The sequence below is a fragment of the Sanguibacter sp. Z6_81 genome, assembly GCF_057180625.1.
Map to the genome: position 1 here is coordinate 273,967 of NZ_JBXUFV010000004.1, position 22,411 is coordinate 296,377.

General features: G+C 71.0%; 21 protein-coding genes. 11 read left to right on the forward strand and 10 right to left on the reverse strand.

What is annotated here, in order from left to right:
• Positions 1 to 15 precede the first annotated feature (15 nt).
• Positions 16 to 3,447, forward strand: coding sequence for a DEAD/DEAH box helicase (locus AC2AXK_RS12215; RefSeq protein ID WP_484345648.1), 3,432 nt, complete (start codon positions 16 to 18; stop codon positions 3,445 to 3,447).
• Between the two features lie 30 nt (positions 3,448 to 3,477).
• On the opposite strand, the gene AC2AXK_RS12220 is transcribed toward AC2AXK_RS12215, so the two are convergent.
• Both AC2AXK_RS12220 and AC2AXK_RS12225 read right to left on the reverse strand, forming a co-directional pair.
• Positions 3,478 to 4,152: an MBL fold metallo-hydrolase gene (locus AC2AXK_RS12220; protein WP_484345649.1), complete on the reverse strand. Its 675-nt coding sequence runs from the start codon at positions 4,150 to 4,152 to the stop codon at positions 3,478 to 3,480.
• Entirely contained in the window at positions 4,149 to 5,243 is a 1,095-nt protein-coding gene (locus tag AC2AXK_RS12225; RefSeq protein ID WP_484345650.1) for an S-(hydroxymethyl)mycothiol dehydrogenase, read from the reverse strand. Before AC2AXK_RS12225 ends, AC2AXK_RS12220 begins: the two co-directional genes overlap by 4 nt.
• Positions 5,244 to 5,418: 175 nt before the next feature.
• On the opposite strand from AC2AXK_RS12225, the gene recQ reads away from it, so the two are divergent.
• The 3 genes from recQ to AC2AXK_RS12240 all read left to right on the forward strand — a co-directional run bounded on the left by recQ (position 5,419) and on the right by AC2AXK_RS12240 (position 9,269).
• A complete protein-coding gene (recQ, locus tag AC2AXK_RS12230) occupies positions 5,419 to 7,350 on the forward strand; it encodes a DNA helicase RecQ (protein WP_484345651.1) in 1,932 nt (643 codons plus the stop codon).
• A 73-nt stretch (positions 7,351 to 7,423) separates the two neighbouring features.
• Positions 7,424 to 8,572: a carboxylate-amine ligase gene (locus tag AC2AXK_RS12235; protein WP_484345652.1), complete on the forward strand. Its 1,149-nt coding sequence runs from the start codon at positions 7,424 to 7,426 to the stop codon at positions 8,570 to 8,572.
• Positions 8,573 to 8,696: 124 nt separating this feature from the next.
• A complete protein-coding gene (locus AC2AXK_RS12240; protein ID WP_484345653.1) occupies positions 8,697 to 9,269 on the forward strand; it encodes an LURP-one-related family protein in 573 nt (190 codons plus the stop codon).
• A gap of 50 nt (positions 9,270 to 9,319) precedes the next feature.
• Here the strand turns inward: AC2AXK_RS12240 and AC2AXK_RS12245 are convergent, their stop codons facing one another.
• From AC2AXK_RS12245 to AC2AXK_RS12260, 4 genes are read right to left on the reverse strand one after another with little or no spacing between them, the layout of a single operon-like run.
• Positions 9,320 to 9,778, reverse strand: a complete 459-nt coding sequence (locus AC2AXK_RS12245; RefSeq protein WP_484345654.1) for an HD domain-containing protein — start codon at positions 9,776 to 9,778, stop codon at positions 9,320 to 9,322.
• 52 nt (positions 9,779 to 9,830) lie between these two features.
• Positions 9,831 to 10,427, reverse strand: coding sequence for a TY-Chap2 family putative peptide chaperone (locus AC2AXK_RS12250; RefSeq protein WP_484345655.1), 597 nt, complete (start codon positions 10,425 to 10,427; stop codon positions 9,831 to 9,833).
• On the reverse strand, positions 10,420 to 11,109 hold the full coding sequence (locus AC2AXK_RS12255) for an ADP-ribosylglycohydrolase family protein (protein ID WP_484345656.1): 690 nt from the start codon (positions 11,107 to 11,109) through the stop codon (positions 10,420 to 10,422). Before AC2AXK_RS12255 ends, AC2AXK_RS12250 begins: the two co-directional genes overlap by 8 nt.
• Before the next feature lie 39 nt (positions 11,110 to 11,148).
• Complete coding sequence (locus AC2AXK_RS12260) at positions 11,149 to 11,835, reverse strand: trimeric intracellular cation channel family protein (RefSeq protein ID WP_484345657.1); 687 nt, start codon at positions 11,833 to 11,835, stop codon at positions 11,149 to 11,151.
• A gap of 151 nt (positions 11,836 to 11,986) precedes the next feature.
• On the opposite strand from AC2AXK_RS12260, the gene AC2AXK_RS12265 reads away from it, so the two are divergent.
• The 3 genes from AC2AXK_RS12265 to AC2AXK_RS12275 all read left to right on the forward strand — a co-directional run bounded on the left by AC2AXK_RS12265 (position 11,987) and on the right by AC2AXK_RS12275 (position 13,226).
• Positions 11,987 to 12,214, forward strand: coding sequence for a hypothetical protein (locus AC2AXK_RS12265; RefSeq protein WP_484345658.1), 228 nt, complete (start codon positions 11,987 to 11,989; stop codon positions 12,212 to 12,214).
• Positions 12,211 to 12,834, forward strand: coding sequence for a maleylpyruvate isomerase family mycothiol-dependent enzyme (locus tag AC2AXK_RS12270; protein ID WP_484345659.1), 624 nt, complete (start codon positions 12,211 to 12,213; stop codon positions 12,832 to 12,834). The genes AC2AXK_RS12265 and AC2AXK_RS12270 overlap by 4 nt, the downstream gene beginning before the upstream one ends.
• Positions 12,835 to 12,956: 122 nt before the next feature.
• Positions 12,957 to 13,226: a GlsB/YeaQ/YmgE family stress response membrane protein gene (locus tag AC2AXK_RS12275; RefSeq protein WP_484345660.1), complete on the forward strand. Its 270-nt coding sequence runs from the start codon at positions 12,957 to 12,959 to the stop codon at positions 13,224 to 13,226.
• A 105-nt stretch (positions 13,227 to 13,331) separates the two neighbouring features.
• Here AC2AXK_RS12275 and AC2AXK_RS12280 read toward each other — a convergent pair whose 3' ends face one another.
• The gene (locus AC2AXK_RS12280) at positions 13,332 to 14,753 is read right to left on the reverse strand and encodes a glucose-6-phosphate dehydrogenase (RefSeq protein ID WP_484345661.1); all 1,422 of its coding nucleotides are present in this window, start codon (positions 14,751 to 14,753) and stop codon (positions 13,332 to 13,334) included.
• 76 nt (positions 14,754 to 14,829) lie between these two features.
• Here AC2AXK_RS12280 and AC2AXK_RS12285 point away from each other — a divergent pair, with 76 nt between their 5' ends.
• The 3 genes from AC2AXK_RS12285 to AC2AXK_RS12295 all read left to right on the forward strand — a co-directional run bounded on the left by AC2AXK_RS12285 (position 14,830) and on the right by AC2AXK_RS12295 (position 18,596).
• Entirely contained in the window at positions 14,830 to 17,034 is a 2,205-nt protein-coding gene (locus tag AC2AXK_RS12285) for a UvrD-helicase domain-containing protein (RefSeq protein ID WP_484345662.1), read from the forward strand.
• 66 nt (positions 17,035 to 17,100) lie between these two features.
• On the forward strand, positions 17,101 to 17,685 hold the full coding sequence (locus AC2AXK_RS12290; protein WP_484345663.1) for a DUF6318 family protein: 585 nt from the start codon (positions 17,101 to 17,103) through the stop codon (positions 17,683 to 17,685).
• 83 nt (positions 17,686 to 17,768) lie between these two features.
• Positions 17,769 to 18,596 carry a PKD domain-containing protein gene (locus AC2AXK_RS12295; RefSeq protein ID WP_484345664.1) on the forward strand — a complete coding sequence of 276 codons (828 nt, stop codon included), beginning with the start codon at positions 17,769 to 17,771 and terminating at the stop codon, positions 18,594 to 18,596.
• 55 nt (positions 18,597 to 18,651) lie between these two features.
• Here AC2AXK_RS12295 and AC2AXK_RS12300 read toward each other — a convergent pair whose 3' ends face one another.
• Complete coding sequence (locus AC2AXK_RS12300; protein ID WP_484345665.1) at positions 18,652 to 19,572, reverse strand: AEC family transporter; 921 nt, start codon at positions 19,570 to 19,572, stop codon at positions 18,652 to 18,654.
• 42 nt (positions 19,573 to 19,614) lie between these two features.
• Here AC2AXK_RS12300 and AC2AXK_RS12305 point away from each other — a divergent pair, with 42 nt between their 5' ends.
• Positions 19,615 to 20,553 carry an MYG1 family protein gene (locus tag AC2AXK_RS12305; RefSeq protein WP_484345666.1) on the forward strand — a complete coding sequence of 313 codons (939 nt, stop codon included), beginning with the start codon at positions 19,615 to 19,617 and terminating at the stop codon, positions 20,551 to 20,553.
• A 6-nt stretch (positions 20,554 to 20,559) separates the two neighbouring features.
• On the opposite strand, the gene AC2AXK_RS12310 is transcribed toward AC2AXK_RS12305, so the two are convergent.
• Both AC2AXK_RS12310 and AC2AXK_RS12315 read right to left on the reverse strand, forming a co-directional pair.
• A complete protein-coding gene (locus AC2AXK_RS12310; RefSeq protein WP_484345667.1) occupies positions 20,560 to 21,222 on the reverse strand; it encodes an NADPH-dependent F420 reductase in 663 nt (220 codons plus the stop codon).
• Between the two features lie 79 nt (positions 21,223 to 21,301).
• Positions 21,302 to 22,372: a TerC family protein gene (locus AC2AXK_RS12315; protein ID WP_484345668.1), complete on the reverse strand. Its 1,071-nt coding sequence runs from the start codon at positions 22,370 to 22,372 to the stop codon at positions 21,302 to 21,304.
• Between the last annotated feature and the right edge of the window lie 39 nt (positions 22,373 to 22,411).

Here is a 22,411-nt window from a genome sequence, read left to right on the forward strand (position 1 = left end):
TGATTGAATGACCGTGTGCTCACTCCCGCCGACGTCTCGACCCTCGTCGGGGCGGACGTCCTTGATCGGGGCGCTGAGTACGTCCGCTCCGGCCACGTGCTGTCCGTGGCGCACAACGGGTCGACCGTCGTCGGGCACGTGCGGGGGTCCGGGGGCAAGCAGTACGTCGCCGTCGCCGAGATGTCCGGGCCGGGCGACGGCGCGACGCCGCGCTATGGCCACTGCTCCTGCCCCGTCCGCCTGAACTGCAAGCATGTCGCCGCGGTGCTGCTGGCCTACTGCGACAAGCTGTCCGGGACGGCCGCGGGTGCTGCGCCGGGGCGCCGGCCCGCGGAGTGGGAGGAGGCCTTCGCGGACTTCCTCACGCCCCCCGACCCGCTGCCGGACTCCGAGCCGGCGACACTCTCCCAGCTGTCTCTCGGAGCGTCCGGGACGGGGGGCGCCCCGGAGCTCGGCCTGCAGGCCGAGCTCCTGCCAGGGTCCCGCCCCCGTGACCAGCGCTCGCTCCTGCGGAGCGGACCGGCGGTGCGCCTGGGCATGCGGCCCGTCGTGCGCGGCGCCCGGGGACGCTGGGTGCGCACCGGCATCGGGTGGGACGAGCTGCGCTACGTCAACTACCGGCGCGCGGACTACCCCGACAGTCACGTGGACATCCTGCGCTCGCTGTACGGGCTCGCCGCCTCCACCCTCGCCGAGCACCCGCCGCAGTGGATCCTCGCCGACGCCCTGCCGAGCGCCGCGTTCTGGGCGCTGCTCGACGAGGCCCGCCGGGAGGGGCTGCCGATCGTGCAGTCCGACAAGGCGCAGACGCTCGTGCCGTTCCCCCTCGACCCCGCCACCACCGCGCTCCGGGTGGCGCGGACCGCTGCGGGGCTCGATGTGACCGCGTCCATCACCCCGGCCGGGCACACCGTCCCTCTTGAGCGCGCCTGCACGGTGCTCCTCGGGACGCCCGCGACCGGCTTCTTCGCGTGGGTCGGCGGTCCGGTCCCCAGCAAGGAGAGCCCGCTCCTGCTCGCGCGGCTCGCGGAGCCGCTCGACGACGCCGCCCGGTCCCTCCTCGAGCGTGACGCCCCGCTCGAGGTGCCCGCCGCGGACGAACGTCGCTTCCTCGCACGGGTGCTGCCCGGCCTCGGGGACCGTTTCGGCACGGTCGACGTCGACCCCGCCGTCGACCTGCCCGAGCGGCCGCGTCCGCACCTGTGGCTCGACGTCACCCATCTGCCCGACCACGGCACGCAGCTGCGGTGGCAGTGGCGCTACGCGCTGCCCGACGGCGCGGGGCCAGGTGCGCCCGACGAGCGCATCCCTGCCTTCGCCGTCGGTTCCGTGTTCGTCCACCCGATGCGTGACGTCGCCGCCGAGGAGCTTCTCCTCGACCGGGTGAGTGCGCTCTCGCCGCGCCTGCGGAAGGTCCGCGACGCGCAGGCGAGCCGCCGCCCCCGGCCGAACGCCCGCGGGCGGCAGATCTTCGCGCAGGCGAACGCGGGCGTCGGGCAGGAGGAGCTCTGGGGGATCGAGACGGCGGAGTTCTTCACGCAGGAGCTGCCCGCCCTGCAGGAGCTCGCTCGGACCGAGCCCGCGTTCGGCGTCGCTGTCACGGACGACGGCGTCGAGGGGGTCACCTACCGGTTCGAGCCCGACGTCGAGGTGTCGGTGACGACGACGACGCTGCCCGACAAGCGCGACTGGTTCGACCTCGGCATCCTCGTGCGCGCGGGCGTCCACCAGGTGCCGCTCGCCGACGTCTTCACCGCGCTGGCGCTCGGCAAGACGAAGATCCTGCTCGTCGACGGCACGCACTTCTCGCTCGAGGACGAGCGGTTCGGTCGCCTGCGCGACCTCATCGACGAGGCACGCGCCCTGCAGGACACGATGGGTGGGACCCTGCGGGTCAACCGGTTCCAGGCCGGCCTCTTCGAGGAGCTCGAGCACCTCGGGCTCGTCGGTGCCCAGGCCGAGACGTGGCGGACGGCGCTCGGGGCCCTCGCGGCGGGCGAGCGCCCGGCGCGCGTCGAGCCACCCGAGGGGTTGCGCGCGCAGCTGCGCGCGTACCAGCAGGACGGGTTCGAGTGGCTCGCCTTCCTGTACCGCAACCGGCTCGGCGGGATCCTCGCGGACGACATGGGTCTGGGCAAGACGCTCCAGGCGCTCGCGCTCGTCCAGCACGTGCGCGAGCAGGGGACGGCCGAGGAGGGCGGGCAGCAGCTGCCGTTCCTCGTCGTCGCACCGACGAGCGTCGTCGGGAACTGGGCCGCGGAGGTGCGCCACTTCACGCCCGGTCTCGTCGCGGCGACCGTCACCGAGACGCGGGCCCGCCGCAAGCGACCGTTGTCCGACCTGGTCGCCGGCGCCGACGTCGTCGTCACCTCCTACGCGCTCTTCCGGCTGGACTTCGCGGAGTACGAGGCCATGGGGTGGGCGGGGCTCGTCCTCGACGAGGCGCAGTTCGTCAAGAACCACCAGTCCGTCGCGTACCAGTGTGCGCGGCGCCTCGACGTCCCGTTCAAGCTCGCGCTCACGGGAACCCCGCTCGAGAACACCCTCATGGAGCTGTGGTCGATCCTGTCGATCGTCAGCCCGGGGCTGTTCCCCAGCCCGGTGCGCTTCACGGAGTACTACGCCCGGCCCATCGAGAAGGAACGCAGCGCGCCACGCCTGGCCCAGCTGCGCCGCCGGGTGTCCCCGTTCATGCTTCGGCGCACCAAGGAGGAGGTCGCCACCGATCTCCCGGCGAAGCAGGAGCAGGTCGTCGAGGTGACCCTCAACTCCCGCCACCGCCAGCTGTACGACCAGTACCTGCAGCGGGAGCGCACCAAGGTGCTGGGACTCGTCGAGGAGTTCGGGGAGCACCGCTTCGAGGTGTTCCGCTCGCTCACGGTGCTCCGCCAGGCGAGCCTCGACGTGAGCCTCGTCGACGCCGAGCACGCGAAGGTGCCGTCGTCCAAGCTCGGGGTGCTGTTCGAGATGCTCGACGACATCCTCGCCGAGGGGCACTCGGTGCTGATCTTCAGCCAGTTCACCCAGTTCCTCGCGCGGGTGCGCACGCACCTCGACAAGGCGTCCGTGGACTACTCCTACCTCGACGGCCGGACCCGCAAGCGCACCGAGACGATCGAGCGGTTCACGTCGGGGGAGACCACGGTGTTCCTCATCAGCCTCAAGGCCGGAGGCTTCGGCCTCAACCTCACCGCCGCCGACTACTGCTTCCTGCTCGACCCCTGGTGGAACCCGGCAGCAGAGGCCCAGGCCGTCGACCGGGCCCACCGCATCGGCCAGCAGCGCAACGTCATGGTCTACCGCATGGTCTCCACGGACACCATCGAGGAGAAGGTCATGGCGCTCAAGGCGTCCAAGTCCGAGCTCTTCGCGAGCGTGCTCGACGGCGCGGGGGCGTCCGGCAGCGCCAGCCTCACGGCGGGCGACGTGCGGGAGCTCCTCGAGTAGACCGGCGCGGGTCTCTGCGCATCGGCTCTCTCAGTGCCCGCGGGCGATCCACTCCTGGAGGTGCGGGAGCTCGTCGCCGATGGTCGTGGAATCACCGTGCCCGGGGTGCACGACGGTGTCGGGCGGCAGGGTGAGCAGGCGGGTGCGGATCGAGACGATGATCGTGGGGAAGTCGCTGTAGCTGCGGCCCGTCGCGCCGGGGCCTCCTGCGAACAGGGTGTCGCCGGTGAAGACGACCCCGAGCTCGGGTGAGAACAGGCTGACCGAGCCCGGGGTGTGACCCGGGGTGTGGAGCACGTGGAACGTCGCGCCCGCGAGGGTGATCACCTGGCGGTCCGTGAGGTCCTCGACGACGACGTCGTCGGCACTGCCCGCCGGGTGCGTGAGCTCCCACAGCTCGCGGTCGGCCGGGTGCAGCCAGATCGGGGCGCCCAGGCGCCGGGCGAGCTCGGGTGCCCGGCGGATGTGGTCGTCGTGGGCGTGGGTCGCGAGGATCGCGACGACGCGGCGGTCGCCGACGGCGGCGGCGATCGCCTCGACGTCGTGCGGCGCGTCGAGGACGAGCACGTCGGAGTCATCACCGACGATCCACACGTTGTTGTCGACGTCGAACGTCTGCCCGTCGAGGGAGAACGTGCCGGACGTGACGAGGTGCTCCACGCGGGCGGTGGGCTGAGCTGCATCGGAGCTGAGGTCGGCGGTCACAGGACGACCACCGAGCGCAGGACGGTTCCGGTCTTCATCGTCGCGAATGCCTCTTCCACGTCGTCGAGGCCGATGCGCTCGGACACGAACGCGTCGAGCGGCAGCCTCCCCTGGGTGTACATCTCGAGCAGCGCCGGGAAGTCGCGTTCCGGCAGGCAGTCCCCGTACCACGAGGACTTCAGCGCTCCGCCGCGACCGAAGACGTCGGCGAGGGGGAGCTCCAGCGTCATCTCGGGCGTCGGGACACCGACGAGGACGACAGTACCGGCGAGGTCGCGTCCGTAGAAGGCCTGCTTCCACGTCTCCGGTCGGCCGACGGCGTCGATGACGACGTCGGCCCCGAACCCGTCGGTGAGCTCGGCGATCGCGGCGACGACGCCGTCCTGGTCGAGGCCGCTGGAGTTGATGGTGTGCGTCGCGCCGAGGGTGCGCGCCCACTCGAGCTTGCGGTCGTCGAGGTCGATCGCGATGATCCGGCGTGCCCCGACGAGCTCGGCTCCGGCGACGGCGGCGCAGCCGACCCCGCCGCAGCCGATGACGGCGACGGTGTCGCCACGCTGCACGGGTGCGGTGTTCACCGCGGCCCCGATACCCGCCATGACCCCGCACCCGAGGAGGCCTGCGACGGCGGGGTCGATGCCAGCGTCGACCTTCGTGGCCTGGCCCGCGGCGACGAGGGTCTTCTCCGCGAACGCCCCGATCCCGAGCGCGGGCGTGAGCGGGGTGCCGTCCGTGAGGGTCATCCGCTGCGTCGCGTTGTGGGTGTTGAAGCAGTACTGCGGGCGCCCGCGCTTGCAGGCGCGGCACTCGCCGCAGACCGCGCGCCAGTTGAGGACGACGGTGTCACCGACGGCGACGTTGTCCACCCCTTCGCCGATCGCGGAGACGGTCCCGGCAGCCTCGTGGCCGAGGAGGAACGGGTAGTCGTCGCTGATCCCGCCCTCGCGGTAGTGCACGTCGGTGTGACAGACACCGCACGCGGCGATGTCGACGACGACCTCGCCGGGCCCGGGATCCGGGACGACGATCTGCACGGTCTCGACCGGCGCTCCCTCGGCGCGGGCGACAACTCCGTTCACGGTCCAGGGCACGGCACGCTCCTCTGATGGTCGGGGGGTCCTCCAAGGCTACGTCGACCTGTGCCGTGGTCGTCCACAGGCGCGGACGAGCGTGCTTCCCAGTGTCGGGCACATGGCATAGCGTGCTGGTACCGCCGTGCGAGGAGCTGAGAGTGTGCTGCCAGGAAGTCCTGTCCAGGTCGACGACGTGACGGCGAGCGCCGTCCCGCCGGAGTCGGCCGAGGCCGAGGCGGTCGTCGAGGCGGCCCGCGCCATCGAGGGTGGCGCCGGGGCGCTCGAGGTGCTCGGGCGGGTGTTCGGGTACGACGCATTCCGTGGTGAGCAGGCCGAGATCATCGACACGGTGATCGCGGGCGGGGACGCCCTCGTCCTCATGCCCACCGGTGGGGGCAAGTCCCTGTGCTACCAGGTGCCGTCGCTCGTGCGGGACGGGGTGGGTGTCGTCGTGTCCCCCCTCATCGCCCTCATGCAGGACCAGGTGGATGCGCTCTCGGCGCTGGGCGTGCGAGCCGGGTTCCTCAACTCGACCCAGACGTTCCCCGAGCGCCGGGCGGTGGAGGAGGCCTTCGTCGCCGGCGACCTCGACCTCCTCTATCTCGCCCCCGAGCGCCTGCGCGTCCCGGACACGCTCGCGCTCCTCGACCGGGGGCGCATCGCGCTCTTCGCGATCGACGAGGCGCACTGCGTCTCCCAGTGGGGCCACGACTTCCGGCCCGACTACCTGCAGCTGTCCGTGCTCCACGAGCGGTGGCCCGACGTCCCGCGCATCGCGCTCACCGCGACCGCGACGCGCACGACGCACACCGAGATCGCGCAGCGGCTCCAGCTCACCGACGCGAAGCACTTCGTCGCGAGCTTCGACCGCCCCAACATCCAGTACCGCGTGGTGGCCAAGAACAACCCGCGGGCCCAGCTCGTCGAGCTGCTGCGCACCGAGCACCCCGGGGACGCGGGGATCGTCTACTGCCTGTCCCGCCGGTCGGTCGAGGAGACCGCGGCGCACCTCGTCGCGCAGGGCATCCCCGCGCTGGCGTACCACGCCGGGCTCGACACCCGGGTGCGGGCGGCGAACCAGTCGCGGTTCCTGCGCGAGGACGGCCTCGTCATGGTCGCCACCATCGCTTTCGGCATGGGCATCGACAAGCCCGACGTGCGGTTCGTCGCGCACCTCGACCTGCCCAAGTCCGTGGAGGGCTACTACCAGGAGACCGGCCGTGCCGGCCGTGACGGGCTTCCGTCGACGGCGTGGCTGGCGTACGGGCTCGCCGACGTCGTGCAGCAGCGGCGCATGATCGACCAGTCCGAGGGTGACGCCGCGCACCGCCGGACGCTGTCGGCGCACCTCGACGCGATGCTCGCCCTGTGCGAGACGGTCGAGTGCCGCCGCGTCCAGCTGCTCGCGTACTTCGGCCAGGAGAGCACCCCGTGCGGCAACTGCGACACGTGCCTCACCCCGCCGCAGACGTGGGACGGGACGGTCGCCGCCCAGAAGCTGCTGTCCACGGTGGTGCGGTTGGAGCGCGAGCGGGGTCAGCGGTACGGAGCGGGTCACCTCGTCGACATCCTGCTCGGCAACGAGACACCGCGGATCACCCAGCTCGGGCACACCACGCTCTCGACGTTCGGTATCGGGACCGACCTCACGGACACGCAGTGGCGGGGCGTCGTCCGCCAGCTCCTCGCCCGCGGGCTGCTCGGGGTCGACGGTGACGGGTACGGGACGCTGCAGCTCACCGAGGCGAGCGCGGAGGTGCTCTCCGGGGCGCGCAGCGTCCTGCTGCGCGAGGAGGCGGCCAAGGCGCCGCGCACCCGGTCGACGAAGCGCGGTGCGACAGGTGGGCGCGGTGGCGGGCGCGCGGCTGCCGCGGTCGACCTCGACGACACCGCGGCGTCCGTGTTCGAGCGCCTGCGGGCCTGGCGTGCGGCCACCGCGAAGGAGCAGGGCGTGCCCGCCTACGTCGTCTTCCACGACGCGACGCTGCGGGACATCGCGGTGCTGCGGCCGTCGTCCCTCGAGGAGCTCGGCGGGGTGAGCGGGATCGGCGCGGCGAAGCTCGAGAAGTTCGGGCAGGGCGTCCTCGAGGCGCTCGCCGGCCCGGGCGACGCGGCGCCGGCGTAGGGCGGATCTCCCCTCCGCGGGTCGCCGGAATGCCCAAATGGCGCCATACCCCCACACTGGGGCGGTGCGAACCATGGGAGTTGAGGAAGAGTTCCTGCTCATCGGGCGAGGAGGCCGCCCCGTCGCGGTCGCCGGAGCGCTGCTCGACGCGGTCGAGAAGCCGGGGTCGAGTGCCACGGGAGTCACGGCCGAGCGGGACCCGGACACGCCGTCCGAGCTCCCGGGCGGTGAGCTCGAGGCGGAGCTCCAGCAGCAGCAGATCGAGACGGGCACCCGTCCGTGCGCCGACCTCGCTGAGCTGGCCGAGCAGATCCGCACAGGGCGCCGCCAGGCGCAGGCCGCGGCGCTCGACGTCGGCGCCCAGGTCGCGGCGATCGCGACCTCGCCCGTCCAGGTGGAGCCGACCGCGAGCCGCTCCGAGCGGTACCGCAGGATCAGTCAGCAGTTCGCGCTCACCGCCCGCGAGCAGCTCACCGGCGGGTGCCACGTGCACGTGGAGATCGTCGACGACGAGGAAGGCGTCGCTGTCCTCGACCGGATCGGTCCGTGGCTGCCATCGCTGCTCGCCCTCAGCGGGAACTCGCCGTTCTGGCAGGAGCAGGACAGCGGCTACGCGAGCTTCCGCTCGCAGGTGTGGAACCGGTGGCCGACGGCGGGCCCGGCAGCGGGGTTCGGCTCCGCCGCCGCGTACCACGCGACCGTGCAGTCCCTCGTCGACTCCGGGGCGATCCTCGACACCGGGATGGTGTACTTCGACGCCCGCCTGTCCGCGAAGTACCCGACGCTCGAGGTGCGGGTCGCGGACGTGTGCCTGTACCCGCAGGACGCGGCGCTCATCGGTGCGCTCGTCCGTGGTCTCGTCGAGACCGCCTCGCGCCACGCCGCCAGCGGACACGCCGCGCCCGCCCTGCGGACGGAGCAGCTGCGTGCCGCGTCCTGGCGCGCGGCGCGGTCGGGGTTGGGCGACAACCTCGTGAGTGCCCGGACGATGCGTCCCGTGCCCGCTCGGGAGGTGATCGGCGAGCTCGTCACGTACGTCGAGGACGCGCTCGCGGCCACCGGCGACCTGGACACCGTGCGCGGGTTGCTCGACGACGTGTGGCGACGGGGCAACGGTGCCGATGCCCAGCGGGCATGGTTCGCGCAGGACGGGAGCCTGCCTCGTGTGGTCGAGCGCGCGGTGGCCGCGACGCAGGGGGAGATGGCGTCAGGCCGACCGTGACGGCCGGTCGGGTGCGACTTTGGTATGGCCCGTGCCTGGCGGGGGTGTGCCGTGGGGGGTGCGACGGACGTGACCGGGACCACTACTGTTCAAGTGCTCACCCCCCACCTTCGTCTGGAGCACCATGAACGCCAACGCCCTGTACGGCATCCAGCAGTTCGCCGTCCACCAGAAGATCACCATGATGGTCAACCGCTACGCGATCCACGCGGTCGGTCCCAACGGCGAGGAGGGTCCCCTGCTCGCCGTCGCCCAGCAGAAGCGCATGGCGTTCAAGGAGCAGGTGACGTTCTACACGGACGACTCGCGGACCGTGCCCGTGTTCTCCTTCCGGGCGCGACAGGCCATCGACCTCGGCGCGACGTACGACGTGCTCGACGCCGCCGGTCAGCCCATCGGCCTGTTCCAGAAGGACTTCAAGGCCTCCCTCCTGCGATCGACGTGGAACCTCGAGGCCGCGGGGATCAGCGCTCGCGGCCAGGAGCGCAGCCCGGCGATCGCGATCATCCGCCGGTTCGTCGACCTGCCCTTCGCGTTCCACTTCGACTTCGCGGACAGCAACGGTCAGCCCGTGCTGTCCGTCGAGCGCAAGTTCTCGCTGCGGGACCGCTACAACGTCTCGGTCCCCGGCGGGCGGCTCGACGGGCGCGTGGCCGCTGCGATGGTCGTCGCGCTGGACGCGCTGCAGGGGCGCTGACGCTGTCTCGTCGCTGACGTGGCACCGGTGCGGCTCGCGCCGCGCGCCGATCAGGCGGTGTACTCCGCGAGGAGGCGTTCGGCCTTCGCGTACTTCACTGCGAGGCGCGCGCGGGTCACGTCGTCGAGCTGCGCCGTCCGGGTCGGGTCGGTGTTGTCCGCGAGATCGGCGCGCTTGACCTGGACTGCGAGCGGATCGGCTGCGACCCGGCGGAGGTAGTCCTCGGTCGGCTCGCCGTCCCGCTTCGTCACCGCGTCGACCGCCGCGACGACGTGGGGTGGGATGCCTGCGGTCACGAGATCGCCCGCAGTGACCGGCGTGTCCTCGAGGACGTCGTGCAACCACGCGGCGGCCACCGCGTCGTCGCAGCCGCTCGCGTCACGCACGCGCTGGGCGACCCGGGCCGGGTGGGTGATGTAGGCGGCTCCCACCTTGTCGGTCTGCCCGGCGTGGGCGCGGGTGGCGATGTTCCGTGCCGCGGCGACGATGTCGATGCTCGGGTTCGTCATGTCTACATCCTTGGTCGAGGGGCCATGCTCTGGGCGATGCTCTGTGGGTAGGTCAGCGGTCTTTCATCCGAGCACTGCCCCGGGGGCACGCGCCACGGTCATCGTGAGGTTGCTGTCGACCGCTCGTCGCCGTGACCAGGGCGGTCTCGAGCTGGGTGAGCAGCAGGCGCCGCAGGCTCGGGAACGCGGCGAGGTCACCCATCCATCCCCAGCCCTCGTCCTCGGGTCGTCGCCCGCGCACCATCCAGGAGTGCCGGTCGTCGGACATCGTCGTCAGCACCCGCGCGATGACGCGGTAGACGATCGTGCGGGACGTCGTCGCCGGTACGGGGCTCGGCGGTCCGAGCCCGGCGCACTCCTCGAGCTCCTTGACCACCGCGTGCGGTGAGGGTGCGGAGAACACGTCCTCCCACGCGAGCTCGAACTGCGGTACCTCGATGACGTGGATGCCGGCGGCGCGGTTGAGCATCACCTGGGTCGGGATGTCGTCCGGGTCGTAGACAGCGAGCGAGGTGCCGACGACGTCGTGCATCGTCTCTGCGACCAGCAGGTGTGGGTGGCGTCGGGCGAGCTCGCTCGCGATCCACCACGCCTGCGCCTCGACGAACCTGTCCGCGAGCAGGGGCGTCGGTGCGGGAGCGTCACGCACGCCGGGCCCCGAGCCGCGTGACCGCGTCGCGCAGGAAGCGTTGCGGGTGTGAGCCCGGCAGAGCGGCCACGACATCGGCGAGGGCCTGCTCGACGGGGATGCCGAGGTGGCGCGCGGCGTAGAGGGCGCCGACGGCCGGGGTGCGGCTCTGCGCCTGGACGCAGTGCAGCAGCACGGTGCGCCCCTCGGCGCGCAGGGCTGCGACGGCGTCGGCGGCGTCGAGCAGGACGAGGTCGAGGTTGATGTTCTCCGCGGTGCCGGCGCGGTCCATGAGGCGGACGAGGACGCGGTTGCCGGGCTCGATGCGGTCCGGGATCTGCCCGGTGCCGATGCGGCAGAGGGACACGACGGCGTCCACCTCGTCCGGCAGCGCGTCGAGGGCGCCGACCGCGCCGAGCCATACCTGGGGGTCTTGCGGGTGGCGGACGAGCGCGGACGTGTCGTACCCGCGGTACGCCATGCGCCGGCCGGACGGCCAGCCGGCCGCGTCGGGGATGCCACGGCTCGTCGCGAGCAGGGCCAGGTGGGCGAGGTCGTCGCCGCGGATGCCGGGCCAGCCGTGGACGACGCGGCGCCACGTCCCGGGCACCGCGGACGCGCCGTGGAGTGCGCCGAGGAGGGAGCCGGCGATCGCGGCGACCGTGTCGGTGTCGTAGCCGCCGCGGACGCAGTCCTGGTGCATCGGCGTGTCACGAACGTCATGACCCCCGATAGCGAGCGCTCACTCGTGCTCAGGTGTGGCCACGCCACCCCGGGGCGTCCCTTCGTCGTCTGACCGGCGCCGCTGGCGTGGCTCGAGCGGCTGCGGGGCGTGGAGGTCGAAGTACAGTCCAGCCATACGGATGGTGAAGCACACGGCGGCCGCGCCGAGGGCTGTGCGCACGTTGTAGATGTCGGTCCGGACGACGACGACGGTGAGAGCTGCGGCGACGACCGCGGGGACGGCGTACAGCCCGGTGCGGAGCACGGAGGGGACCTCGCGGATGAGCACGTCGCGGATCGTCCCGCCGCCGACGGCCGTGATGACACCGAGGATGGTGGCCTGGACGGGGCCGAGCCCGAGGTCGAGCGCCTTGGCGGCACCGGTGACCGCGAAGACGCTGAGCCCGGCGGCGTCGAAGACCTCGATCGACCAGGTGAACCGTTCGAGGAAGTGCGCGAAGGCGAAGACGAGCAGCGCGCCTGCGGCGGCGACCGCGAGGTAGCGCAGGTCCCGGAAGGTGTCCGGGGGCACGCCGAGCAGCAGGTCGCGGATGATGCCGCCGCCCAGCGCGGTGATCATGCCGAGGGTGATGACCCCGACGATGTCGAGCCGTACGGCCCGCACGGCGGTGAGCGCTCCGTTGAGGCCGAATGCGAACGTGCCGATGAGGTCGAGCGCGAGCAGCACGGGAGGCGGGTCGCTCATCCGGCGCTCGCACGGTCGTACCCACGACTGGTCGTCACCGTCCCCACACTAACCGCGCCGCTGCCGCCTGGTCGGAGGAAAGTGTGGGTGGGTGGGGGAACAGTTGTCCCTCGCGCGACGGCCCGGCGTTGCGCACGAGCGAGGGAGTGACATGGCGCAGCTTCAGATCACGGTGTGCGATACCTGCGGGGACCTGGGGCGTCCCGTCCGACGGTATGGGATCACGGGGGGCGGGCGAGCGGTGGAGGTGGACCTGTGCGAGGAGCACGCTGAGCCGCTGCACACGCTCATCGGGCTCGTCCCGCGCGTCGGGGAGGACCGAGCGGCCGCCCAGGCGGCACGGATCCTCGAGGCGGACGAGGACTTCCGGGCGTTATGACTGACCCTCAGGCGTGGGTGGCCGGCACTTTCACCGCGCTCGCGGATCTCCTTGCCGCGGCGACCCCGGCCACGTGGGACGCTCCCTCCCTCTGCGAGCGTTGGCGGGTCAGCAACGTCGTCGCGCACATGACCATGCCCGTCCGGCTGGGCCCCGTGGAGTTCGGGGCGGAGATGGCAGCCGCCCGGGGCGACTTCACGGTCCTCTCCGACACGGTGGCCGCCCGAGACGCGTCCTTGCCCGTGCGCGAGCTGGTCGAGCAGCTCCGGTCGCCCGCGCTCCACGCGTGGGAGCCACCCGGCCGCGGCGCAGCGGGTGCACTCAGCCACGCCGTCATCCACTCCCTCGACGTGACGGTGGCGCTGGGCCGTGCGCCGGTCGCCCCACCGGAGGCGTTGGCGGCCGTCCTCGACCAGCTGACCGCCGTGCGAGGAGCCTGGTTCGGAGTCGATCTCACGGACGTCCGGCTGCAAGCCACCGACACGGGGTGGAGCTGGGAAGGCGCCGGCACGGCGGTCCGCGCGGACAGCGGGTCCCTCGTGGCGCTCCTGAGCGGGCGAACTTTGCCCGACGGTAGAGCGTTGCCCCGCGCGCACAACAGCGACTTTTCCCCGGAATGACGCGCCTCCCAGCGGGTTCGCTGGAGTTCGAGATGCGAACATGAAAGGAACCTGGGAGGGTCAACCCGTTGACATACGCAGAAGCCGTGACCTAAGCGGCTCGTTATGAAGGAGGTGCCCTCATGGGTGAACTCATTGGTCTGATCATCTTCGGCGCCGTCATCGGTGCACTTGCTCGCCTCGTCATGAAGGGCCACCAGAACATCGGGATGCTGTGGACGATCATCCTCGGTGCGCTTGGCGCCCTCGCGGGTTACTACCTGGCTGGGATCCTCGGTGTCGAGGACACGAGCGGGATCGACTGGATCCGCTGGATCATCTCCATCGTCATGGCCGTCATCTTCATCTCGATCTACATCGGCGTCCGCGGCGGCAACCGCACGCGTCGCTGATGAGCCGGTAGCTACCGGACAGAAGGGCCGGTCCCACCCTCGGGTGGGACCGGCCCTTCTTCGCTGTCACGAGAGGGCGCTGGCATCTGCCAGCGCCCTGGCCCGTCAGTCGCCGAGAACCCACCCGATGTCGCCGGTGAGCTCACGGGCAGCGTCCGGGCCCCAGGACCCGGGAGCGTAGAGCGAGGCAGCCGGGCGGTCTTCGCCGAGCAACGGGGCGAACGTCTCCCATGCGGCCCGCAACCCCGTCGCCGTCGTGAACAACGACCGGTCGCCGGCGACGACGTCGTGCAGGAGCGAGGCGTACGCAGACAGGGGCTCGCCGGGCTCGACGTCGTCGAGCGAGAGGGACACCGTGCCGGTCGCGAGCGCGAGGTCCGGGCCGGGCCGCTTCACGGTCGTCGCGAGCTCGATCGCACCGTCGCCCTTGAGCGAGATGCTGATGCGTCCCGGGGCGACGGCCTCCCCGAAGAGGTCCTCCGGGGTGTTGAGCACGAGCGTGACCCGCTGCGCGGAGACGGCCATCTGCTTGCCCGTCCGCAGGAGGAACGGCACGCCCTGCCACCGGTCGTTGTCGATCCACAGGCGCGCGGCGACGTAGGTGTCCGTGAGGGAGTCGCTGGCGATGTCGTCGGTGTCCTGGTAGCCCTCGTACTGGCCGAGGACGACGTCCTTCACCGGGTCGAGCGGCCGGAAGCACCCGATGACGGCCTCGCGTGCGGGACCGATGTGGTCGGCGTCGAGTCCGTGGGGCGGCTCCATCGCCACCTCGGCGGCGACCTGGAACAGGTGCGTGACGAGCATGTCCAGGGCCGCGCCCGTCGCGTCGTAGAACTCGCCCCGGCCCGCGACGTCGAGCTCCTCGGGCACGTCGATCTGCACCTGTTGCACGTGGTTCCGGTTCCACACGCCACCGAACAGCTCGTTCGCGAACCGCAGCACGTGGAGGTTCTGCGTCCCCTCCTTCCCCAGGAAGTGGTCGATCCGGTAGACCTGCTCCTCGTCGAAGACCTCGTGGACGGCGTCGTCCAGCTCGGCGAACGACTCCGGAGACGTGCCGTACGGCTTCTCGTAGACGACCCGCGCACCGTCCGCGAGTCCGTGCGCTCCGAGCGCACGGGTCAACGGCTCGAAGGTGGTCGGCGGGACCGCGAGGTAGTGCACCACGAGGACGTCAGAAGGGTCGTCCGCCAGTGCCTGCCGCACCTCTTCGAGCGTCTCGGGGAGCCCGCCGGCGTCGTCCTCGGTGACCTCCTGAGCGAAACGGACGTGCCGGGTGAGGTCGGCCGCCGTGCGGACCGCGTCGGATCCCTCGCCGTGTCCGAACTCCTCGAGCGAGGCGTCGATGAGCTCCGCGAACTCGTCCTCGCTGATGGCGTGGCGGCCCGCGCCGACCAAGGCCCAGCGCTCCGGCAGCAGGTCACGTTCGACGAGCTCCGCGAGTCCGGGGAGGACGAGCCGCTTCGCGAGGTCGCCGCGTGCGCCGTGCAGGACGAGGACGAGCGGCCGGTCGGTGGTGGTCGGCAAGGGAACCCCCTGGGTCGTCGGGTGAGGAGTTCTCCACGCTACGTCCGGTCCACTCAAGGCGCGCGGCACGGTGCCGATGAGAACGGCAGCAGTGCACGCGCCCATCGCGTGCGACGAGACGGGGGACCGGATGGCAGCGGGACGCTCAGCGGGTGTCGAGTCGCGACGCCAGGCAGCGCTCGCGGTCGCCCACGAGCAGGCGGCCGCGGCAGCGCTCGCACGGTCGCGGAACTTCGCCGCTGCGGAGGTCTCGGAGAAGGCGACGGTCGCCGCGCTCGAGCGGCTCGCGGGTGTCGGCTACCACTTCCTCGCCGACCGCCGGTGGCCCGGCAGCCGGACCGCGAACGTCGACCTCGTCGTCGTCGGCCCCGGTGGGGTCTTCATCGTCGACACCAAGTGGTGGCGCGAGGTCTCCATCACCGGAGGGCGCATCTTCCGCGGCCAGGACGACGTCACAGAAGACATCTACGCGCTCGCCGACCTCGGGCAGACCGCCGAGGCGGATCTCGCCGAGATCGGGTTGTCGCCCAACGAGGTGCACCCGATGGTCGTGCTGCACGGCAGGGCTGGCATCGACGAGACGGTCGACAGCGTCCAGGTCCTCGGCGAACGTGACGCCCTGGGCTTCATCGCCGGCCACGGTCAGCGGCACACCCCGGCGCGCGTCGACGAGATCCTCGCGCGCTGCATGGCGTTGTTCCCCGTCATGGGAGCACCCGGGGCCTCCGCCCCGCAGCGGGCTGCGGCCCTCGCGATGGCGCAGTCCGCCGTCGTCGCCGAGCCTGCCCGGGTCGCCGCCACGTGGCAGGAGCCGCTGCTCAGCGAGGAGGAGATCGACGCCGCGCTCCTCGACTCCGTCCTGGCCAGCCCGGTCGAGGACTGGATGGCGTTCCTCCACCCCACCCAGGCCAAGCTCGTGCGACGCAACTTCAACGGGCCGGCTCGCATCCGCGGCGCGGCCGGTACCGGCAAGACGGTCGTCGGGCTGCACCGCGCGGCGTACCTCGCCCGGATGAACCCGCAGGGCCGGGTGCTCGTCGTGACCTTCGTCAACACCCTGCCCGGGGTCATGGCCCAGTCGCTGACCCGGCTGGCGCCCGACGTCGCGGAGCGCGTGACGTTCACGAGCGTGCACCGCTTCGCCCGACGCGTCCTCGACGCCCGGGGCGTCGGCGTCCGGGTGGACGACGGCCGGGCGATCAACGCCTTCAACCTCGCCTGGGTGCGCGTGGGTCGTCACGGTCTGCTCGGCAAGCTCGACCTGCCGGTGACGTACTGGCAGGAAGAGGTGAGCATCGTCCTGCGCGGACGCGGCATCACGGAGTTCGACGAGTATGCGGACCTGCGTCGCGTCGGACGCAAGCACCGGCTCACCGTCGACCAGCGTCGCGCGGTCTGGGACCTGTACCTCGCCTACGAGGCGAACCTCCGCGACGCGGGCGTCACCGACTGGGCGGGCAGCATCCTCCTCGCCGAGGCCGCGCTGCGCTCGCAGCCGTACGGCTCCGTCGCGGGGGAGGAGCGCGTGACGTCCGTCATCGTCGACGAGGCGCAGGACCTCACCTGCGCACAGATCCGCATGCTCCACGCGGTGACCGGCGATGCCCCGGACGGGCTGACGCTCATCGGTGACGGCCAGCAGTCCATCTACCCCGGGGGGTACTCGCTCGCCGAGGCGGGCATCTCGTTGGCGGGACGCGGGGTCGTGCTCGACATCAACTACCGCAACACCGCGCAGATCCTCGAGTTCGCGGGTCGACTCGTCGACGGCGACGAGTACGCGGACATCGAGTTCGCGGACACCGCGGGGTCGACGACGCGCGGGGACAGCCCGCAGCCCGTCACCCGGAACGGCCCCGAGCCCGTGCTGTGGCGCGGTTCCTTGTCCGACGTCGGCCCCGCGCTCGTCGGCCACGTCGAGACGGCGGTGACCGAGGTGGGAACGTCCTACGGAGACATCGGGGTGCTGTCCCCGACACACGCAGGGGCACGCGCCGCGACCGCTGCCCTGGTGGCCGCGGGAGTCCCCGTGGTGAGCCTCGCTGCGTACGAGGGTGTGCCCGTCGATGCTGTGAAGGTCGGCACCGTGAAGCGCGCGAAGGGCTTGGAGTTCAAGCAGGTGCTCGTGTGCGGTGTGCCCGGCGCGCTGCTCGACGCCGGCGCCGTGCCTCCGGAGGGAGACGCCGCACGCGAGCGGTGGGACCGGGACCGACGTGAGCTGTACGTCGCGATGACACGCGCCCGGGACGGGCTGTGGGTCGGGGTGCAGACCGGGGCCTGACGCCCTTGTCCACAGAATGCGTGGACACGGTGGCTTTCGTCGGATTCGACCCCTAGGGTCAGGCGCATGATCCCTGCCGCGCGACGACGCGCCGTCCTCCTGGTCGCCGCCCTGCTGCTCCTCGGCGGGTGCACGAAGGCCGAGACGGCACCCGAGCCGACCGCGGAACCGTCGAGCGCGGCGCCGACAGTCGAGCCGATCGAGCAGCCGATCGAGCCACCCGAGAAGCCCGCCGCGATGGCCAACGACGACGAAGCCGGAGCCCAGGCGGCGGCCGAGTACTTCATCGCTCTTTACGAGTACACGTTCGCTTCAGCGGACACCGGACCTTGGGACGAGATCTGTCATGTCGAGAGCGAGTTCTGTTCCAGCGTGCGCCAAACGGTGACCGCGGATAGGGAGTCGGGCTACGTCAGATCAGGCGGCACTCTGTCTCTCACCGTGGAGTCGTCGGCCGTCGCCCAGAACGTCGATCGGCAGTTCGAAGTCGGTGGCGTCATTTCTCAGACAGCGACCGAGGTGCTCGATTCCAACGGGAACATTGTGGAGACTGAGCCTGCCGCCGCCGCGCTTCCCATCTACTTGTTGCTTGAGCTCACTGATGCGGGCCAATGGAAGGTCCGCGGAGTTGTGACGGGCGACGCTGGATGACGTCGCGCGTGAGAGCCTCGTCGATCGCTCTCGTTCCTCGAGGATCCGTCGGCGCAGTGGCCTTGGTTTTTGTCCTCGCACCCGTGCTCGATGCGTACGCCAGCAGCATTTCCGGGAGTGATGGTAAGAGCATCGGAGGTCATGCGAAGGAAGACCAGGTCGTACTTGACGGCGCGGCGGCCTACTTTCAGTCAGCCAAGGACGGGAACGTCGCCAAGGGAGCCGCCTCTCCGGAATACTCGGTCACCGAGACCGACCGGTGCACCGCTGGCTTCCGCGGGATCCCGACGGCGGGCATGGTCGACTGCCTCACCCAGGGAATCCAGGAGTTCGCGGACTGCGACGTCGACCTGGGTATCGCGCTCGACCCGACGGACATCAGCCGCCTCAACGACGACGGCACGTGGACCGACCCGGAGCTCAACCAGGTCCTGGCGTGCAACGCGGCGGCTGGCGCGATCCCGATCACGGTGACGGAAGCGGACTTTCGTTCGTTGCCGTTGACCGCGTCGTCGATCTCGGTGGGTCCGGAGGGTGGCTGGCTGCCGGTGAACATGGTGGCGGCGGTCTATGCGAGCAGCGACGTCCAGGTGCTGCCGACGACCGTCCTGGGTCAACCGGTCCTGGTCCGTGCGACGCCCGTCGAGTTCAGCTGGGACTTCGCGGACGGCAGCGGGCCGCTCGTCACCACGGACCCGGGTGCGCCCTTCCCCGACCACACCGTGTCCTATACCTACCCGCGGGCGGGTGACTACGTCGTGACGCTCACGACGACCTGGTCGGGGGAGTTCTCCGTCGACGGCGGCACCACGTACCAGGCGATCGTCGGCACGGCGACGACGACGTCGACGGCACCGTCGTTGTCCGTCACCGAGCTGCGCTCACAGCTCGTCGAGGACCTCGTCGGCTGACGCCGGTCAGAGCAGCGACGCCGCTCGGTGCAGCACCACGGCTCAGTGCAGCGGCTCAGTGCAGCACCGCTGCGACGACCATGAGCACCGGCAACGCTCCCATCGTCGTGATGGCGATGGTGTCCCGCGCGACAACCTCGCCGCGCCCGTACCGCTGCGCGTAGTTGAAGACGTTCTGCGCCGTCGGGAGCGCCGCGAGCGCGACGACGACGAAGAGATCCTCACCGCGGAGCCCGAACACCCCGGCGCCGATGCCCCACGCGACGACGGGCATGACCACGAGCTTGAGGGCCGAGGCGAGCAGCACGTCCCGGCGACCGGAGCCCGGCTCCAGCAGCTGCTGGCCGTGCAGGGAGATGCCGTAGCTCATGAGCATGAGCGGCACCGCCGCCGCCCCGATGATCCGGAACGGCTCCATCACGGGGTCCGGGAGCTCGACGCCGGTCACGGCGAGCAGCACCCCGAGAGCCGAGGCGATGATGATCGGGTTGCGCAACGGCTGCATGAGGACGTTGCGGACCGTCGCGGCGCCACCGGTCGCGACGTCCAGCACCGTGAGAGCGACCGGGGTGAAGACGAGCAGCTGCAGGAGGATGACGGGCGCGGAGTACGCGGCGTCGCCGAGCACGTAGACGGCGACGGGCAACCCGATGTTGTTGGCATTGACGTACCCGGCGGACAGGGAGCCGACGACCGCCTCGGGGAGCGTGCGGCGCCACACGACGAGCGCGACGAGCCCGAACAGCGCGAAGCACGAGACAGCCGCCAGGAGGGACACCACCGCGAGCGGTGAGAACAGCTCGTCCACCCCCGCGTCCGCCAGCACGGTGAACAGCAGGCACGGCGCGAGGACGAAGAACACGAGCCGAGCCAGCAGGGGCCGCGCCTGCGGCCCGAGCAGGTCGATCCGTCCGACGACGTACCCCACGGCGATGATCGCCGCGATGATGCTGAACCCGGTGAGGACGCCTGTCACCCCCGCATTCTCCCCTGGGAAGCGCCCGCGTAAGGTTCTGGGGTGATCATCGCTACCCACAACGGCAAGTTCCACGCTGACGACGTGTTCGGCGTCGCGCTCCTGACCTCCCTGCACCCCGACGCCCAGGTGGTGCGCACCCGCGACGCCGACGTGCTCGCCGAGGCGGACCTCGTGCTCGACGTCGGCGGGGTGTACGACCCGCAGGAGCAGCGGTTCGACCACCACCAGCGCAGCTCCGGGGCCCGCGACAACGGGATCCTGTACTCCGCCTTCGGTCTGCTGTGGCAGCACTACGGCAAGGAGTTCTGCGACGGTGACGAGGTCGTGTGGCAGAAGATCGACTCGCGCCTCGTCGCGGCGATCGACGCCGTCGACAACGGCCAGGACCTCTACGAGGTCAACGACTTCCGCACGGCGCCGCTCGACATCTCGGAGTACCTCGGACTGTTCAACCCTCTCGGTGACGACGAGGAGTTCGACTCCCAGTTCCTCGTCGCCGTCGAGCTCGCCCGCCAGGTCCTCGTGCGTCTCAAGACCCGCTACGCGACGTCGATCGCCGCGGAGCGGGAGTTCGTCGCCGCGTACGAGGCGAGCCCCGACACGAGGTTCGTCGTCCTCGACCGCTTCATGCCCCACGGTGGTGCGGCCACCCGTCAGCCGGAGCTGCTGTTCACCGTGTTCCCCGGTTCGACGGGCAACTGGACCATCAAGACGGTGACCCCCGAGGGTTCGCAGTTCGGGTCACGCAAGGCCCTGCCTGCGGCCTGGCGCGGTCTCAACGGGGCTGACCTGGCCGAGGTGACGGGTGTCGTGGACGCGGTGTTCTGCCACAAGGCCGGCTTCATCGCGGCCGCCGAGAGCCGTGAGGGTGTCCTCGCGCTGCTCGACCTCGCGCTCGCCGAGCCGGCGGAGACCACCCAGCCGGACGCCACCACCCAGCCAGCCGCCACCCAGCCGGCCGCCACCACCGAGGGATAGGGCGCCTCAGCCCCGGGCGGTGCGCTCGGCAGCCGCGAGGTTCGCCTCGAGCTCGGCGACCGTCTGCCGGGGACCGTACCCGGGGGTGCCGGGCTCGATGCGCCAGCTGTCCGCGAGCGATCCCACGTCGACGGTGTCGAATCCGAGGTCGTCGAGGAGTGCGGTGACCGTCGCCTTCGCGGTGTCGTCGTCCCCGGCGATCGCGAGCGCACGGCGCCCGGGGCGCCCTGCCGGCAGGGCGTCGCTGGTGATGTCGGCGGCCGGGATGTGGTTGAAGGCCTTGACCACCCTCGAGGTCGGCAGGTGCTCCTGGAGCAGCTGCGACGACGTGGACCGGCCGGTGTCGAGAGCCTCGATCTGGCCGTCGCGCTGCGGGTAGTAGTTGTTCGTGTCGATGACGACCTTGCCCGCGAGCTCCTCGACGGGTACAGCCGTGTAGGCGTGCAGCGGGACGCTCACGACGACGATGTCGCCGCCCTCTGCCGCTTCCTGCGCCGTCCCCGCCCGTGCCGTGTCACCGATCTCGGTGACGAGGTCGGCGAGGGTGTGCGGGCCTCGCGAGTTGCTGAGGATCACCTCGTGCCCGCGGGCGGTGGCCGCGCGCGCGACCTGCCCGCCGATGTTCCCTGCGCCGATGAAGCCGATCGTTCGCGTCGATGTCGTCGTCATCTTCGCGAGAACACCTGCCCGGAGACACGTATTCCCCCGGTCGCGCGTGCGGCGACCGGGGGAATACGTGGGGCGGACGTCAGTCGGACGAGCGCGCGCTCCCCAGCGGCGTCTCGTCGGTGATCTTGGCGGCCTCCTCGGCGTGCGACGGGCCAGCCGCTCGCTCCTGGGCCGTCTTGGCTGCGTGCGCCTTGCCGGCCGGGCTCAGCAGGGACGCGAGCACGGTGAGGGTGAGCACCCCCACGATGACGGACAGCGACAACCCGGTGCTGATCTCGAAGACCTCGACGTGCTCGCCACCGTTGATGAACGGCAACGTGTTCTCGTGGAGCGCGTGCAGCACGAGCTTGACACCGATCAACCCGAGGATCGCGGCGAGTCCGTACGACAGGTAGATGAGCCGGTCGAGCAGGCCGTCGATGAGGAAGAACAGCTGGCGCAGCCCCATGAGCGAGAACGCCGTCGCCGTGAACACGATGAACACGTCCTGCGTGAGGCCGAAGATCGCGGGGATCGAGTCGAGGGCGAAGAGGATGTCCGTGCCACCGATGGCCACCATGACGAGCAGCATCGGGGTGAGCGCGCGGCGCCCGTTGTGCATGGTGAACAGCTTGTCGCCGTCGTAGTAGTCCGTGGTGTGGAAGACCTTCTTGGCGAGGCGGATGATGAAGTTGTCCGCCGTCGGCTCGTCCTCGTTCTCGGGCTTGAGCATCTTCACCGCGGTGACGAGCAGGATGGCGCCGAAGATGTAGAACACCGCGGAGAACCGGTTGACGAGCGCGGCCCCGGCGAAGATGAAGGCGCTACGAGCGATGAGGGCGAAGACGATGCCGAACAGCAGCACCTTCTGCTGGTCCTCGCGCGGCACCTTGAAGCTCGCCATGATGATGAGGAACACGAAGAGGTTGTCGACGGACAGCGCCTTCTCGGTGACGTACCCCGCGAAGTACTCGGCGCCCGCCGTGGAGCCGCCGAACACCCACACGCCCACACCGAACACGAGGGCGAGGCCGACGTAGATCGCCGACCACTTGGCCGCCTCGGGGAGGGTGGGGATGTGCGCCTTGCGGACGTGGAAGAAGAAGTCGAACGCGAGGAGCCCGAGGATCGCGAGGATCGTCAGGGTCCAGACAAGAGGTGTGACCTCCATGGGTTACCGCTTTCTCGGGTACGTGACAGGTAAGGGATC